Raw genomic sequence first — 16,465 nt, 5'->3', positions numbered from 1 at the left:
AATCAGGATGCGGGAGGAAGATGCGGACAGGTGTGCTGCGGTCGCGCTTCCCTACGCCGGCATAACCCGGATCAGGTTCCAAGGGTACCTCTCAGCCCACGACGTGGACGCCCCTAGCGTTTATAACGATTCACTGAGCAAGGTACGGGAAGCTGAGCGAATCTGTCAAGCTATCAACATCTGTCTATCTTGCACATCCGCCACTTCAAAACGGGAAAAGTCCATCAACCTCTTGGATTCTACCACCTCATCATGGGGGATCAGGAGATACTTCCAGGGCTTGCCGCCGACCTGCGCGGCATGATCCGATGCGTGTTTACACCAGCGCGCAGCGGCCGCTGCCTTGGCCCGGACTTCCGGCGTGTTGAGTTCACTGCGCGCTTTGGTTTCCGCCATAAAAACGGTTGTGTCGGTTTCCGCGACGAAATCCGGGATATATTCGGGCTGTTCGGCACCCAGCTTGTAGTACATCTGAAATTGTCCCTTGGCAGGCTTAAACCATTTCAGGGCATCGCGTTCCAAAATGACCGCAAAGCGACGCTCCGTATCAGAGTCGAATTTTTGCAATGGATACAGACAACGCGCAAAGCCGCCAAAGAGCATCTGCTTGATGCGGCCGGGCTCGCTGACCGTTTCCCGAAAGTGGTGAACGCCCTGCCCTGCCGCTACCGTATAATTGCATGGCCTCAGCGCCGTAAAACCCCGGCTTACCTGCACCTCATAGCCGGTCGCTGCCTCCCAGAAATGCGCCATCATTTCGGCGTGAATCAGTCGGGCAAGTTCACCTCCGTAAGTATTCAGAATCTCATGCAGCTCGCTCTCGGCGTAATTTTGCGCCTCATAATGGGTGATACATTGCTCAGCAAGGTCATACAGCAAATCCGCCTGGGTAAAGTAATCAATATCATCATAATCCACGAGTTTTTTGACAAGATAGTCAGCCAATCGCCGCTCCCGCAGACCACTGCCACCGCTGAGGGTAAACTGGGTATTACCGCGCAATTCCTGACCGACGATCTCCCGTTGGCCGGGCTGAAAATTCGGCAGGGCCGCCAACTGGAAGGGGTGGAAACCCGTCGTGACTTCGCCCGTCGGCACCACGGCGATGCGGGGAATATCTATACTCTGCTGGATCAGCATTTCGGTGGTCTTCGCCACCACGGCGGACAGATCCGGCGCACTTTCTCCTTCTCCCGCACCAGCCAGCAGATTGCCTTGAAGCGGTTTCAGTCGTTCAGCCACCTCAGCCCTGATTTGTGCCTGTATCCCTGCATCCCGCAGCGCGCCCGCAACAGGTACCAAGTCACGCCGGGTTTCATAGCTGCCGATTACATCCAGTACCATGCGCGCAGCTTGCCGTTCTGCTGCCGTGTTAAAAACAGGTGCAAAAACGGCAGGTGTCGCGCCAACGTCACCCGCTACCACCAACGCGTCGTCAGCAACGCCAGCAAGACCCAGCCGCGCCATCACGCCAGAAACCACCTGGACGCTGACTTTCTGATCATCGCTCCCGGGCGCGTCCAGAATAACCTGCTGCAAATGAATGGGTGAGTCACCCCGGTTCGCTTCATCAATGATTTCCTGAAACTTGTCGTGGGCGACAATGTTCAGTCGGTCCACCTCCGCCACGCCGGTGCGCTTGCCATAGGGCAGGCGCAGGCCGCGTCCGATGGATTGCTCGATGAGGGTGCGGGCATTGGCTGCGCGTAGCGGCACAATCGTGTAGAGGTTGGTCACATCCCAACCTTCCTTGAGCATGTTGACGTGAATCACGATTTCCGTGGGTTCATCGACGCTTTCTACCGCGAGCAGGCGGGTGACCATCACCTCCTCCTCCGCACCGGTACGACTGGAGTCCACCTGAATGACCTTTTGCGCATAACGCCCGGCGTAGAAGGCATCTGCTTCGATCAGCGCTTTGAGTTGGGTAGCGTGGGTGGTATCCCGCGCGATGACCAGCATGAAGGGTTTCACCACGTTGACCCTATTTTCGCGGGCGTAGGTCAGCAACTCGGCCTTGGTGCTTTCATGCAGGCGCACCCCATCTTCCAGTTTGATTTTCTCCAATTCGTCGGGTGTATGGGCGCTGGCGGTGAAATTACGCTGGGTGACCACAGCGGGCTCTTTAACGAAGCCATCCTCCAGAGCCCGGGCGAGGGGGTAATCCATCACGACATTTTTGAAAGGCACCGGCCCGCGGTTGCTTTCGACAAATGGCGTCGCGGTCAATTCCAGCCCAAACAGTGGGCCGAGTTCATTGATGGCGCGCATACCTGCCTGTGCCCGGTAACGATGCGACTCATCCATCAGCAGCACCAGATCTGGCAAATTGGCCAGATAGTCAAAGTAGCTGTCGCCCAGCACCTCGCGCATCCGTTTGATACGGGGCTCCTTGCCACCGCGCACTTCCGAGTTCACCTTGGAGATATTGAAGATGTTGATCGTCACCGGCGAAAGCAGGCCCAGCGTGCCGCCACCGCGCTGCTCATAGTTGTCGCCGGTGATGATCTCTGGCGACTGCTGCGCGAACTCGCCAATGCCCTTGAATACATACTTCGGCGTGTTCGGCGTGAAGTCGGCGATCAGCTTGTTGTAAATGGTCAGGTTTGGCGCCAGCACGAAAAAGTTGTTGATGCCATGCGCAAGATGCAGATAGGCGACGAACGCGCCCATCAGCCGCGTCTTGCCCACCCCCGTAGCCAGCGCGAAGCACAGCGAAGGGAACTCGCGCTCAAAATCTTCCAACGTGACGAACTGTGCTTTCAGCGTGGACAGAATCGCCGTCATATCGCGCTCGTGCGCGAGCATTTCCGGCGCCGCGTCCAGCGCCTGTACCAGCTTGGCCAACGATTCCGCTTGCGGCGGGCGCAACGACAATCGCCCGCTGACGTGATGCAGAACGCGCTGATTCATGCAGTGGGATCCCGACGCAGCACCTCGGCGCTGAGTCGCACCAACTGCTCATTCCGCACAATGATGATGCTGGTTTCCGTCTGTATGGCAATCTTGCGTGCCTGCAACGCGGCGCGCCGCATAGCTTGCAACGAAGAACGCAAATCCGGATCTTTAGCTTTTGCTAATTCCTGCTGGGCCATGGCTGTTCTCCCCATTCCATTATTACGGGCTCGGTGCCTGCATTGTCGTAAAGCGCCCAGGCATCCGCCTCGGCGGGCAGAAAAGCACGAGCAAATGTGGTTTTGCCAGCCCCGTTTGGCCCGGCGATGATGATGACTTTTTTCACACCTCCCCCTCCTGGAACAAGCCACTTTGGCGGGAATCTGCCGTTTTCCCTCCATGCACCTTCGCACCCCAGCACGGGACGGCGGACGCATCGGTTGGCTCAGGCGAGGCGGCCATCGGGAGGTTCGCCACGTTCAGGCTGTAATCGTCGTGCCCCCATTCGCAGCGGGCCAGCACCATTTTCGGAATCTTCTTCAGCGTCAGGTTCGGCCAGCGCTCGGCGGCCCTGGCAGCGGTCACACTGTGGAAGGCGGCGCAGCAGATCAGCAGGCTTTGCTCGCCGCCCACCTCATCCGACAAAGCCTGCAACTGCTCGGCCGAGAGATTCTGCGTGGTGACATAGATAAAATCGCGCTCGCTGGAATGCCCGTGCTGCCACCAGCGGGTTTCCGACGGCGCATAGCTGAAGCCCTCCAGCTTGCACAACGCCTCGGCCAGTTGCGCCGCGTTGTAGTCGGGGTTGATCACCGAGTTACCCCAGCGATCGTTGACGATGAGGCTGGGCGCGAGGCGGTAATAGCGGAAACCGCCGCCGCCTTGCCAGCCGACGGCCTGCGTGATCCCGCCGGGGTCGTCGCCGTCGATCACCTTCTTCAGGCGCGGAATGATGTGGGTGTGGCAGTGCTCGCCCAGCTCCACCATGATCCAGCGCCGACCCATTTTGTGGGCGACCGCGCCGGTGGTGCCGGAGCCGGCGAAAGAGTCGAGGACTAGGTCGTTGGGGTTGGTGGCGATCTCTAGGACTCGTTGAATCAAGCCCTCTGGTTTTGGGGTAATGAAATCGTCAGCCAGCGATGAACTACCCAGTACGGCTCGCACCTCCTTTCTCGCGGCGTCTGTATGGCTCGCATACTCGTGTAACCACAATGTTTGCGGCACTACGCCTTGATTACGCAGTAAGTGCTTATATCGCTTGAACGAAGGCGTTTTACCCAAACCGTCCTTTCCCCAGTAAATGAAGCCTTCGGTCACATGCCGAAGATGCTCATCTTTCGAGTACGCCCAAACGCGCGTTTTGCTGGGCAATATGTCTTCGCCAGTATTCGGCTGGATAATCGGATAGTAGAGATTGGGGCGCTCCTCAAACGACTTGCTGCAGGTGTAATCACTTGTGCGAAAAATCCCCTTATCGTCCTCGAACTTGTACTGCCTATCCTTCTCTTCTGTTCGCGGAATCAGGTTTCTCTGCCAGCTTTCTGTCTTGCGATATACAAGCAAGTGATCGTGCATGGGTGCAATGGTTTTATGGTCGTTGGCGACAGCGTATTTCTTCTGCCAAACCACATTCGCCACAAAATTCGCCCGCCCAAACACCTCATCACACAATACCTTGAGGTAATGCGCTTCGTTGTCATCAATCGTGATCCACAGCGACCCATCCTCCGACAGCAATCGCCGAATGATCTCCAGCCGGTCGCGCATCAGCCCCAGCCAGATCGAGTGCTCCAGCCCGTCGTCGTAATGCGTGAACGCGCTGCCCGTGTTGTAGGGTGGGTCGATGAACACGCACTTCACCTTGCCAGTGAACTCCGCCTCCAGCGCCTTCAAGGCCAGCAGGTTGTCGCCAAATATCAGTCGGTTGTCGAAAATGTCGTGTTCCGTTACCCGGTGCGCCGCGTGATACGAACGCGCCGGGTCTTCCAGCAAAATGCGCGGCTCTAGCCTGGGTCGCTTGTCCTTGCCGATCCAGGTGAGTTCGAGTTTTTGTTTGCTCATGGCGTGTGATGGCCTGTGGCCTCAAGCCAAGCTTGTGACCTAAGTCGTTCTTCCGCGATGGCAAGCTGACGCGGCGTGAACTGCCGTTTGCGTGCATTCCATTCGTAGACCTGACGTTCCACGCTGTCGCGCTGGGTCGCACCCTCGCGGCTCATCACCCAATGCACGGTGGCCAAGAGTTCCAGGCCATAGGGCGACTCGAAGCCTTCCACCAGTTTGGTCACGTGCTCGAAGCGGACGCGGCTGATTTCGTGCTGATCAAGGAAATCCCTGGCTTCATCGACCGCGCCGGGCACGAGGGTGAGCGGTTTGTCGGGCGCGTCGCCGCCGTCGGCGTAACCTGCAATCAAATGGCCTTCGACTGCGCGCAGCACATGGCGCAGGTTCTCGGCATAGGGCCCGTAGGGCGCCTTGACGTACCGGAGCCGCAGCGGCTCACCGGCTTCCTGCATGAAGTACATCAGCTTGTGGACTTCCAGTAGGGTGATGAACGGGTCGAGCAGGCCGCCCAGATAGCGTTGCATCAGCTCCACCAGGGCGGCGCGCCCCTCCGTCATTTTGGGCACCTCGCGTACATGCACCATCTTGTCGTTGGCTGGTGCACCATTGGGTTCGAACACCAGCACTCGCACGTCGGCAAGCTTTGTCAGCATATGCTCGATACGAGGGCGCACCTCGTTCCAGTCCAGCCCACCCAAGCCTGCGCCCAGCGGCGGAATGGCGATGGAGCGAATGCCCTTGTCGCGCACAACCTTGACCAGATCGGCAAGGCCAGCGTCGATGTCCTCGATGCGGCTTTTGCCTCGCCAGTGGCGCTTGGTCGGGAAGTTGATGATGAAGCGCGGCGGCGTGAGCTGCCCCGTCTCGTAGACGAACATGCGGCCCGGCTGCACGGCCTCGCGCTTGCAGGCGGCGGCGTAGGCCTTGAAGTTATCGGGATACATGTTCTTGAACTGCAGAGCGATGCCGCGCCCCATCACGCCGACGCAGTTGACGGTGTTGACCAGCGCGTCTGCTTCGCTCTTGAGGATGTCGCCGCAAGTGAGTTCGATCATGGCTGTGCTCCTCTCGTTTCAGTAATACCAGTCCGCGCGGACTTCGACCGAGGGCCGATGTCCATTCGCGGGAAGGGCGTTGACCACCTGCCGGTAGACGACAGGCGATTGAACACCGATGCGTTCGATCAGGTGCCAGGGAAAGCGATGCTCCAGCAGAAACTCCGCTTGTTTGCCCTCCTTGCATTGCCGCCAATCGCGCGCCTGAACGGCGTTCCAGTCGATCTCGTCGAGACGTGCGAGATCGTTTCGATCTTCGAAGAAATAGGAGCCTGCGTTCGACAGAGTGAAAGCCCAGCGCACGAGCTGCGCGTTGGCCCACGCGACAACTGCGTGCAGGTCGGCTTCGAAATGCAGGATCGGTCCTTGTCCTTGGCTGTAGTTCAGTTCCGGATGGTTGCCCTGGTAGATCAGGTAAAGCATGACGGAACGCGGACAAAAATAGAACGGCACACAGTCGCCGACACGCAGGTCTGGGTAGCTGCTGAGATGCAATTCGCTCAACCGCCGTAGCTTGATGCTGCTCATGCCAATGGTCGTGCCCGGAGGCGCGCGCCGCACGACCTCCGCATCGCACCACAGGAAGCCGTCAGCACTGATGGAGGGCAGACGATCCATATGAGCGATATGATAGATCTTAATGTTGGAGGGCGTCACTTCAACTCCCATTCGAAGGTGAACAGCGTGTGTTCCTCAACCTGCTGCTGTAGTTGCCCTTCAAACTGTGTGATCAGGTCGTTGTGCTGGGCTTCGACTTCGTCCTGGCGGGCGAACAAGTCGCGGCGCAGCTTGCCGCGCCTGGCTTCCAGCTCACGCTGTTTCTTCTGCCATGACAGCTTCCCCTCCACCGTCGGTGAGGTTGCCGCCAGACGGCGCACATCCTTGATCTCGACGTCGATGCTCTTGATCTCTTGCTCAAGGCCCAGTTTGAGGTCGTCAGCCCAAGCGTCGAGCTTGAGCAGTTCCTGCTCGAAGTAGCCAAGGTTGCGCTGATTGATGGTTTGCAGCAAGGCGCATTGGCGTGCATGCGCATCTTCATTCAGTACCCTGCTATCTGCATCGACATGCATAGTATTGGCTTTGGTAGGGTGTCAAAAGGGTCAATTGAGCGGGCTTGTCATGTTATGGGTATCTATAGAGGATACTAAATCCTGTGTGAAAAGCTATCCATACGCCACCCTGCTGATCGAATAGTAAGGACGCGCCAAGCGAATCAATGTTATCATCGCGCCCGTTATCAGCCCCAGTTACCGATTATCCGGAGTCGATCTTGCTCAGCACCGCCAATCTCACCATGCAGTTCGGGGCCAAAGCCCTCTTTGAAAACGTCTCTGTCGAATTTGGCAACGGCAACCGCTATGGCCTCATCGGGGCCAATGGCAGCGGCAAAACGACGCTGATGAAGATTCTCGGTGGCGATCTGGAGCCCAGCTCCGGACACGTCAGCCTGAGTAGCGGCGAGCGTCTCGGCAAGCTGCGGCAGGATCAGTTTGCCTTTGAAGAGTGCACCGTGCTGGACACGGTCATTATGGGCCATGCCGAACTCTGGCGGGTCAAACAGGAACGCGATCGCCTTTATGCCCTGCCGGAGATGACCGACGAAGAAGGGATGGAAGTGGCGCATTTAGAGGGTGAGTTCGCCGAGTTGGGCGGCTATGCAGCTGAGTCCCGCGCCGGTGAATTGCTGAGCGGTGTGGGTATTCCGCTGGAGCAGCACGGCGGGTTGATGGCGGCGGTATCGCCGGGCTGGAAACTGCGGGTGCTGCTGGCGCAGGCGCTTTTTGCCGACCCGGACATTCTGCTGCTGGATGAACCGACCAACAACCTCGATATTCATACCATTCAGTGGTTGGAAGATCTTATCAACAACCTCAGCAGTACCATCATCATCATTTCTCATGACCGTCATTTTCTGAACAGCGTCTGTACCCATATGGCTGATCTGGATTATGGCGAGCTGCGTATGTATCCCGGTAATTATGATGAATATATGCAGGCATCGACCTTGGTACGGGATCAGTTACTTGCCGATAATGACAAGAAAAAAGAAAAAATGGCGGAACTGCAGGGCTTTGTCAGTCGCTTCTCTGCTAATGCTTCCAAGGCCAAGCAAGCGACTTCCCGCGCCCGCCAGTTAGAGAAAATCCAGCTCGAAGAGGTGAAGCCCTCCAGCCGCCAGAATCCGTATCTGGTCTTTAATCAGGAACGTAAACTCTATCGCAATGCCTTGGATGGTAAGGATCTGAGCAAATCCTTTGGCGAACTGCGTCTGTTTCACAAAATGCGCCTACATGTGGAGGCGGGCGAGCGGCTTGCCATTATCGGCTCCAATGGCCTGGGCAAAACCACCTTGTTGCGCTGTCTGGTAGGTGAATTAACACCGGATGCCGGTGAAATAAAATGGGCGGAAAATGCGCGGATCGGCTACTTCGCCCAGGATTATGCCCCGGAATTTGCGGTGGACATGACGCTTTTCGACTGGATGTGCCAGTGGCGCGGTGAGCGCGATGATGATCAGGTGATCCGTGGCGTACTGGGCCGTTTGCTCTTCGGGCAGGATCAGGTCAATCGTTCGGTCAAGGTGCTCTCCGGTGGCGAAAAGGGCCGGATGCTCTTCGGCAAGCTCACCCTGCAGAAACCGAATGTGCTGATTCTCGATGAGCCGACCAACCATCTGGACATGGAATCCATTGAGTCTCTCAACTCAGCCCTGGAGAAATACGACGGAACTCTGCTTTTTGTCAGTCACGACCGGGAGTTTGTCTCGTCACTGGCCACCCGCATTATCGAATTTACCCCGCAGGGTATCCAGGACTTCAAGGGCACCTATGAGGATTATCTGCGCAGTCAGGGCACGGGCTGAAGATTGGCGGAATTATTTTTTTCGATAAAAGGGTTTCCACATTCCGATAAAGAGTAAAACAACGCCGACCAGGAAAATTTCGCCGATCCATTTCCAGTGAACCATATTCAACACATTCGCCAGATGCAGCAGGCCTTGCGCCTCGGCATCGACGCCATGGTGGACCGCCAGCTCCGCCACGGCGTTAGTCTTGAACACCACACCCAGATAGCGCAGCACCATGAGCAGCAGGTCGGCAATAATCAGGCCGGTGCCGATGTACACCCACCAGACGCGTGGAAAAGAGATGCGCCGCACCCGCCGCTCAGACACGCCAGCCATCCATAATCCGTAAGGCGGCACACAGCATGGTTTCGGCTTGCTCCGTACTATCGGCCTCCGTGTAGCAACGCAGTTCAGGTGCATTACCGGAAGGTCGCAGATGAATGATGCCGCCCTGCGCGAGGGTCACCCGAATACCGTCCGTCAAATCCATGTGCTGCGCGCCGCCCACAATTGCTCCGAAGGCAGAACTGAAGGCCGCAAGATTGGCCACCTTATCCGCGCTGCGAAAGGCATCCAGATACTGCTGGCTCAGCACCGTGGGGAAATTTTGCAAGCGGTCACTGGCGGTAAAGCGGGGTGGGAGATCGGCCAGCAAATTCGCCAGGGGAACGCCCCGCTCTTTCGCCGCCGTGAGCACCGTCAACATGGGTAGAATCGCATCGCGGGTGGGGAGTGCCGCCAGGGTGTGGCCATTCCGGGTGATCGGGCTACCCAGCAGAAAACCACCGTTAGCTTCATAACCGCAGACCGGTGCCTGTCCTTCCTGCAAAGCGACCTGCATCGCCGCTATGACATAAGGAGAGCCAATCCGGGTGCGCCGGATTTCCGGAAAAAAGCCGGACAATTCCAGCGCCGTATTGCTGCTTACCGGTGTGACTACCGTATGGGCGCCTAAAGCATGGGCCGTCAGAATCCCCAGCACATCGCCACGCCACCAGTGACCTTCATGGTCAGCGATCATGGGACGATCAGCGTCGCCGTCCGTAGTCAGAAGCGCATCGAGATGGTGCTCAGCCACCGCACGCTGCGCCAGAACCGTGTCTTCGGGGCGCAGGGCCTCGGTGTCCAGCGCCACGAAATCCGCAGAGCGCCCCAGGGGCAGCACCTCGGCACCCAGCGACTCCAGCAGCGTTACCAGCAGATCACGGGCGACGCCAGAGTGCTGGTAGACGCCCAATCGCCATCCGGCAAGGCTGTCCGCGCCGAAAAAAACCTGGTAACGCTGTTGATAGAGCGTCAGCCAGCGCGGATCGGCAGCGGGCAAAACAGGTAACTTATGCAGCGCGCCCACAGCATCGAAAAGGGCCGCATCCACCGTCACATCCTGACGCAGAATCCCGGCTTCATCCGCCTTCATCAGTTCTCCATGCGGGCGGTTAAATTTAATGCCGTTGCGATCAAACGGAATATGACTGCCGGTGACCATCAGCGATGGTACCCCCGTCGTCAAGCCCGCAAAAGCCAGTGCCGGTGCGGGAAGATATCCGGCAAAACCCGGTTGCCCACCTTCCGCCAGGACGGCTGCCCAGGCCGCAGCCAGCATCCGCGGCGTGCTCGGACGCAGGTCGCCGCCCAGTATCATCGCGTCCCCGGCGTGAAACTCGCCGATTTCCGCGAGATAGCGCAGAAAGGCCCGCGTGTGTACATAAACGACCTGATCCGTAAGATCTACCACCAGCCCCCGCAATCCACTCGTCCCAAAAGCCACCATCATCAGCCCTCTCTGTGCCCGCTGTTCCGCTCATGATAACGGTAAGGCGCTGGCGGTGATACTGGCGACCAGTTCGAATTGCTTCCCCTCTTACCCCTCGACTGTGTACTATCTGCGGTTTGCGCTGCGGCGTCGCCCGAGTGCATTTCCTGATAATGGTTACCCCACTGAGCAAACCCATGCCTACCAAAAACGACTGGATGAACTGGCACCGCAACGCCAGTACGATGCCCACGCTGGAGACGTACAGCTATGAAGACATCCGCAGTTGGCTGGGTGATCTGGAGATTCGCAAGGCCCAGCCTTATCAGAAATCCATCAGCCATCTGGAGCACCGCGGCAGCACCGACCTCAGCGCCCTGGTTCAGGGCACGGCACGCAAGCCGTACCGGGTAGACATTCACCTCAGCCAGGGGCACCTGGTGACGCTGTGTACCTGTCCGGTGGGAGGTCGCTGCAAGCATGTCACAGCAGTGCTGCTCGCCCTCCTCGCCCAGCGCAGCAACACGGCGCCGACGCCGGTGTTGCGCCCCCATGTGATGCAATGGCTGAGCGAACTGCGCTCCCACCTGGATCCGCCCAAACGCAAGCCCTCGACCAGCACTTACGCCCTATACTGGCTGCTGGAACTAAACAGCAGGCGCCATCAGGGTCCGGTACTCAGCTGCCGCAAGGCTCGCCTGAACAAGACGGGAGAATGTACCGATCTCATTCTTTGGTACAATTTTGAAGGCGCTCTACGCCGCCCACCCAGCTTTATTGACGAAACGGATCAACGCGCCTTGCGGCGCCTGCTGCTGGAAGACCCCTACGCCAGCCAAACCGGTGAATTTGATCTCGGCCCCCGCCACGGCGCCGCAGTGCTCGCCTTACTCGCAGGTACAGGGCGTCTCTTCGGCAACACACTAAGCAACCCAGCCCTGCGCCTGGGCGACAACCGGCCCGGCACGCTGACCTGGAAAGTCGGCAAGGGTGGGGAGCAGTCTCCAGCGTTGGAAACCACGCCAGCCGCCAGCGGCTACCTGCCCCTGGATATCACCTGGTATCTGGATGGAGAAACCCAGGAAATCGGCCCGATCGACACGGACATGCCGGTCACGGTCCTGCGCGATCTGTTACAGGCCCCCCCCCTTAATGCACAAGAAGCCACCCTTTTGCGTGAGATGCTGGAACAGTCGGCGCCTGGACTCCCCGCACCCGTGACCGATCCCGAACAAGAGTTACGGGAGATTGCTGCGCCGCTGCAAGCCTTGCTCTGGTGCGACACCCTGGCACTCCTCGGCATTCAAGCGCACCGCGACTATGCCGACCAATGGGGCCCTAGCTGCCGCTTCGACTATGCGCAACCCACTTTTGTGTATGGTCCCGCGCACATCGCCATAGACGACGACAGTGTCATCCAGACCCTCAACAATGGCGAAATGGTTCGCATAAAACGCGACACGGCTGCCGAAAAGCGGGCGTTGCAAGCACTGGGCAAAACCGGCCTGAAGCCCGTCAACGACAGCATCTTCCACAGTTTGTCGCTGTTGCCGCATTCCATCTACGGGCTAACCAGTGAGGCCGACTGGGACGGATTCATGACAACGCGTGTTGAAGCGCTTCGCGAACAAGGCTGGGAAGTGCGCTGGCCCGATGGCTTCCGCCATTACTTCCTGCAAGTGGACGAATGGGATATGCAGGTGGATGGCGCCGAAGAAGAAGGCTGGCTGGGCCTGGATGTCGGCATCGTGGTAGACGGCAAGCGGCTGGCACTACCCCCCCTGCTTGGCGCCCTCTTCGCCCGCGATCCGCGCTGGTTGGATCCGGGTGGTCTCAGCACGATCCCGGATGATGAGCACGTTCACCTGCACACCCCGGCGGGTGTGCCCATCCAGACCACGGCAGATCGCCTGAAGCCACTGGTCGGCACCCTCATCGACCTGTTCAGCCTTGGCGCTCCAGGCCCTCTGCGGATGTCCGCCTTTGACGCGCCACGGCTCACCCAGTTGGCGGATAACAGCCAGTGGCGTAGCGAGGGTATGGATGCCGTGCGCGCCCTGGCTAAGCGCCTGCCCCAGAATGGGGAGATTACACCAGTCGCGCTACCCGCCGGTTTCGCCCTCCCTCTGCGCCCTTATCAGCAGGATGGGCTTGCCTGGCTGCAATTTCTGCGCGAGCACCACTTAGGTGGCATTCTCGCGGACGATATGGGCCTCGGCAAAACCGCACAGACTCTCGCCCATCTCCTGCTGGAGAAGGAGAGCGGCCGCCTGACCGATCCCGCCCTGATCATCATGCCCACCTCCCTGATCCATAACTGGCGGGAAGAAGCAGAGCGCTTTGCCCCCGACCTACGAGTGCTCGCCCTGCATGGTAAAGAGCGCAGCAGTCGCTTTGCTGAAATACCCAGCAATGATCTGATTCTTACCACCTATCCCCTGGTCTGGCGAGATATTGAGACACTCAAGGTCCAGAGTTTTCATCTGTTGATTCTCGACGAGGCACAGATGGTCAAAAATGCGCAGGGCCGCGCCGCCGAAGCTATTCGCGAGATCCCCACCCGGCACCGACTCGCCCTCACCGGCACACCGCTGGAAAACCATCTTGGCGAACTCTGGGCGCAATTCGACTTCCTTCTGCCCGGGTTTCTCGGTGACCAGCGCAGTTTCCAGCGCGTCTGGCGCGGGCCTATTGAACGCCATGGAGATGCTGAACGTCTGGATTTGCTTGCCCGCCGGGTACGCCCGTTCATCCTGCGTCGGCGCAAGGAAGAAGTCGCCAAAGAGCTCCCCGAGAAGACCATCATCATCCGCTCCATGGATATTGACGGGGCTCAGCGCGACCTTTATGAAACCGTGCGCAGTGCCATGGATGAACGTATCCGCCAGGAAATCGCCGCCAAAGGTTTTCAACGCAGCCAGATCGTCATCCTCGACGCCATGCTCAAACTTCGCCAGGTCTGTTGTGACCCGCGCCTGCTCAAGAGCGAGAAGGCGCGTAAAGTACAGGAGAGCGCCAAACTGTCGCTGCTCATGGAGATGATTCCGGAATTGCTGGCGGAAGGTCGCCAGATTCTGCTGTTTTCACAATTCACCGAGATGCTCGCCCTGATCAGTGCACGCCTCGACAAGATGCATATCCCTTACGTGCTACTCACTGGCAGTACTCAGGATCGCAAGACGCCCATCGACCGCTTTCAGCGCGGTGAAGTGCCGCTCTTCCTGATCAGCCTCAAGGCGGGCGGGGTCGGCCTCAACCTCACGGCAGCAGACACCGTAATTCACTATGATCCATGGTGGAATCCCGCCGCCGAAAATCAAGCCACTGATCGTGCCCACCGCATCGGCCAGAAACGTCAGGTTTTTGTTTACAAACTGATTATTGCCGGGAGTATTGAGGAAAAAATTCTGGCATTGCAGGAGAAAAAGGCCATCCTCGCCGCCGGCGTGCTGGAAAAAGCGCAGAAAGAAAAGCTCCGTTTCGGTCCTGACGATCTTGCCTCTCTTCTCGCGCCGCTGCCCGAAACCCGGCGCTGAGGCACCCGAGCCACGACGCTTCCTGAATGGCACGCTTGGTGGCATTATAGATGGGGTTAGCCAGAGGCGCACTGGTCAGCCCTGCAAGCCATCTGATTTCGTCGGCGAACTCTAGGAAGCAAGACGTATGAAAGCAGCACGGACAGCAGATAAAATGATCGCCATTTTTCAGCAAGCGGCTGCCAATGGCGAATCTCATGGCGTGATAGGTCACGGCAAGAATCTTTGCGGACGGATTGTTTTGCATATCACTCTCCTGGCTAAAGACCATCCTCAGCGGCTTGCCTCCATCCCCAGCGCCGCAGTCGATGGCTGTGTTTGAAGCCGTCTTGAAAATGCGCCTTCCGCGCCCTGCAGCGGTCTTGATGTCGCTGGCATTATTGGTGAGTTGCGGTACGGCAGTTGCGGCGACCGACACCCTCAACGCCGTTCAGAAGCGACTCCTGAACTCGGCGGCAAGCGCTTTCGCCCAGGGTGATTATCGCCCTGCCGCCAACGCGCTACCTGAATTAGAAAATACCTACATGGGGCCATGGGTAGGGTACTGGTCTCTGCAACCCCGCCTCAAATCCGTGACCCAAGACCAGTATCAACGCTATGCGAAGCACTATCCGAGCGGGGTAGCGCATCATTTGTTGCGCCAACAGTGGCTGGCGGAACTCGCCCAGCGCAAAGACTGGTCAGATTTTACCCGGGTGTTTCAGGCTGGCAGCATCCCCGATCTGATCAGCTTGCGCTGTGACGCCGCACGCGATCCACTGCTCAGCACCAGCATGGTGGTCGCCCCATTCTTCCTCTGGAGCGGCGCCGCAGCGAATGATCATGCCTGCAACGCCATGGCGCGTGTTTATCTGGAACAGGGGCAAATCACGCCACCAGAACTGTGGCTGCGCCTGCAACAAATGTACGAGGCTTCCGCTTTTGACGCTGCACTGCGCTTTGCGCCTTTTTTACCCGCGGCGCAATCCGGCCAGCTTGCGCCGACGGTGACTGCACCTGCCGCGTGGATATCTCAGCAGATTCAGCATTATGGCAGCAACAAATGGCCAACTGGCCAGACCCATCTACTGGTTCTCGCCCTGCTGCGCCTCGCTGCCACTCACCCCGCGCAGGCGGCACAGTTTGTGCGGACCCTCGGCGTTCTCTCTTCTGCTGATAAGTCGCTGGTACTTTATAACAGTGCCTATCATGCCACCCTGTCCTTTCGTTCCGAATCCGGACACTGGTATGCGCAAGCCTACGCCGCTGATCCGCAGTTTCGCCCCCGGCCACAACTATTGGCCTGGATGGTGCGTACCGCTTTGCGCGATGGCAACTGGAGCATGGTTGAGCAGGCCACACAGCAGATGGACGCCGTCCAACGCCAGCAGCGGCAGTGGCAATTCTGGTCCGCCGTCGCGCTGCTGCACCGCGGACATACGCAGGCTGCCCACACTTTGCTGGCAGCTCTGGAATCTCCCTGGACTTATTACGGGCAACTGGCTATGGCGACCCTCAACAAGCCACTGACCTTAAAGCCTGGCGATCCGCCCGCACCGACCGAAGCGCGCGCCACACCCGGTAATAATGCCCCCGAGCGGACCGCAATCACACTCTATCATCTCGGACTCTATTTCGACGCCCTCACCGAATGGGACCAGTTTTTGAAGGGGCTGAACGGGACGGCGGAGATCAAAGCGGCGGCCCAGGTGGCTTTTCAGCATGAGGCGTGGTTGCTGGGTATTCATGCGAGCAGTCTGATTCGCGGGGGAGAAGACTGGCAACAAGGCTATGTGCTTCCCTATGCACAGAAAATCAACGCTGCCGCCACCCAGACCGGCCTGCGCCGCGCCTTCCTGGCCGGTCTGATCCGACAGGAATCTGGTTTTGCATTCGGCATCCAGTCCGACGTCGGCGCACAGGGGCTGATGCAGGTGATGCCTGCCACAGCCCAGTGGCTACAGACCCATGTAGCCGCAGCCGCCAACGCCGATCTGCACAGCGTCAGCGGTAACCTGACCTTGGGTTCTCACTATCTCAGCCTTCAGCAACAGCATTTTGGCGGCTCCGAGTTGCTGGCGGCGGCCGCTTACAACGCCGGACCCGGCGCACCACAACGCTGGCTGAACCGTTGGACACCACCCCCGGGGCCATGGGCTGGTCCGATTTTCACCGCGAACATCCCCTTCCAACAGACCCGCCACTATGTACAGAGCGTGCTTACCAACACCGTTGTCTACGCCGCCATTTTAGACCAGAAACCCCAAGCCATCTGGCCGCAATGGCGTCTTGGCGAAGTAATGGGCCAGACACAATGAGTCGTCATTTCCTGCGGAGG

General features: G+C 58.6%; 13 protein-coding genes and 1 riboswitch. Of the genes, 4 read left to right on the top strand and 9 right to left on the bottom strand.

Features of this window, described 5'->3' with window-relative positions; all coding sequences use genetic code 11:
* Positions 1-31: 31 nt before the first annotated feature.
* Positions 32-125, bottom strand: a riboswitch (TPP riboswitch).
* Between the two features lie 40 nt (positions 126-165).
* From H2515_RS06815 to H2515_RS06785, 7 genes are read right to left on the bottom strand one after another with little or no spacing between them, the layout of a single operon-like run.
* Positions 166-2,913 (bottom strand): DEAD/DEAH box helicase family protein, encoded by a 2,748-nt coding sequence (locus H2515_RS06815; protein WP_198661259.1) that lies wholly within the window; start codon positions 2,911-2,913, stop codon positions 166-168.
* Positions 2,910-3,095 carry a hypothetical protein gene (locus H2515_RS06810; RefSeq protein ID WP_198661258.1) on the bottom strand — a complete coding sequence of 62 codons (186 nt, stop codon included), beginning with the start codon at positions 3,093-3,095 and terminating at the stop codon, positions 2,910-2,912. The genes H2515_RS06815 and H2515_RS06810 overlap by 4 nt, the downstream gene beginning before the upstream one ends.
* On the bottom strand, positions 3,077-3,241 hold the full coding sequence (locus H2515_RS06805) for a nucleoside/nucleotide kinase family protein (protein ID WP_198661257.1): 165 nt from the start codon (positions 3,239-3,241) through the stop codon (positions 3,077-3,079). Before H2515_RS06805 ends, H2515_RS06810 begins: the two co-directional genes overlap by 19 nt.
* Positions 3,238-4,956 (bottom strand): site-specific DNA-methyltransferase, encoded by a 1,719-nt coding sequence (locus H2515_RS06800; protein WP_232821602.1) that lies wholly within the window; start codon positions 4,954-4,956, stop codon positions 3,238-3,240. The genes H2515_RS06805 and H2515_RS06800 overlap by 4 nt, the downstream gene beginning before the upstream one ends.
* The gene (gene darG / locus H2515_RS06795; RefSeq protein WP_198661256.1) at positions 4,953-6,011 is read right to left on the bottom strand and encodes a type II toxin-antitoxin system antitoxin DNA ADP-ribosyl glycohydrolase DarG; all 1,059 of its coding nucleotides are present in this window, start codon (positions 6,009-6,011) and stop codon (positions 4,953-4,955) included. Before darG ends, H2515_RS06800 begins: the two co-directional genes overlap by 4 nt.
* Positions 6,012-6,029: 18 nt before the next feature.
* Positions 6,030-6,668 (bottom strand): type II toxin-antitoxin system toxin DNA ADP-ribosyl transferase DarT, encoded by a 639-nt coding sequence (darT, locus tag H2515_RS06790; protein WP_206385734.1) that lies wholly within the window; start codon positions 6,666-6,668, stop codon positions 6,030-6,032.
* The gene (locus H2515_RS06785; protein WP_232821601.1) at positions 6,665-7,081 is read right to left on the bottom strand and encodes a hypothetical protein; all 417 of its coding nucleotides are present in this window, start codon (positions 7,079-7,081) and stop codon (positions 6,665-6,667) included. The genes darT and H2515_RS06785 overlap by 4 nt, the downstream gene beginning before the upstream one ends.
* 200 nt (positions 7,082-7,281) lie before the next feature.
* Here H2515_RS06785 and H2515_RS06780 point away from each other — a divergent pair, with 200 nt between their 5' ends.
* Positions 7,282-8,874, top strand: coding sequence for an ABC-F family ATPase (locus H2515_RS06780; protein ID WP_014029195.1), 1,593 nt, complete (start codon positions 7,282-7,284; stop codon positions 8,872-8,874).
* 12 nt (positions 8,875-8,886) lie between these two features.
* Here the strand turns inward: H2515_RS06780 and H2515_RS06775 are convergent, their stop codons facing one another.
* Complete coding sequence (locus H2515_RS06775) at positions 8,887-9,195, bottom strand: hypothetical protein (RefSeq protein ID WP_014029196.1); 309 nt, start codon at positions 9,193-9,195, stop codon at positions 8,887-8,889.
* Positions 9,179-10,633 (bottom strand): phosphomannomutase, encoded by a 1,455-nt coding sequence (locus H2515_RS06770; protein ID WP_232821600.1) that lies wholly within the window; start codon positions 10,631-10,633, stop codon positions 9,179-9,181. The genes H2515_RS06775 and H2515_RS06770 overlap by 17 nt, the downstream gene beginning before the upstream one ends.
* Before the next feature lie 176 nt (positions 10,634-10,809).
* Here H2515_RS06770 and H2515_RS06765 point away from each other — a divergent pair, with 176 nt between their 5' ends.
* From H2515_RS06765 to H2515_RS06755, 3 genes are all read left to right on the top strand, one after another.
* Positions 10,810-14,148 carry a DEAD/DEAH box helicase gene (locus H2515_RS06765; RefSeq protein ID WP_198661254.1) on the top strand — a complete coding sequence of 1,113 codons (3,339 nt, stop codon included), beginning with the start codon at positions 10,810-10,812 and terminating at the stop codon, positions 14,146-14,148.
* A 127-nt stretch (positions 14,149-14,275) separates the two neighbouring features.
* The gene (locus H2515_RS06760; protein WP_198661253.1) at positions 14,276-14,470 is read left to right on the top strand and encodes a hypothetical protein; all 195 of its coding nucleotides are present in this window, start codon (positions 14,276-14,278) and stop codon (positions 14,468-14,470) included.
* Positions 14,471-14,483: 13 nt separating this feature from the next.
* Positions 14,484-16,445, top strand: coding sequence for a lytic transglycosylase domain-containing protein (locus H2515_RS06755; protein ID WP_232821599.1), 1,962 nt, complete (start codon positions 14,484-14,486; stop codon positions 16,443-16,445).
* The last annotated feature ends 20 nt before the right edge of the window (positions 16,446-16,465 follow it).

The sequence above is a fragment of the Acidithiobacillus ferrivorans genome, from assembly GCF_016250455.1.
GTDB classification, from domain to species: Bacteria; Pseudomonadota; Gammaproteobacteria; order Acidithiobacillales; family Acidithiobacillaceae; genus Acidithiobacillus; species Acidithiobacillus ferrivorans.
The sequence above is the reverse complement of the archived record's forward strand: the minus strand, read 5'-3'. Positions and strand labels throughout refer to the sequence as shown.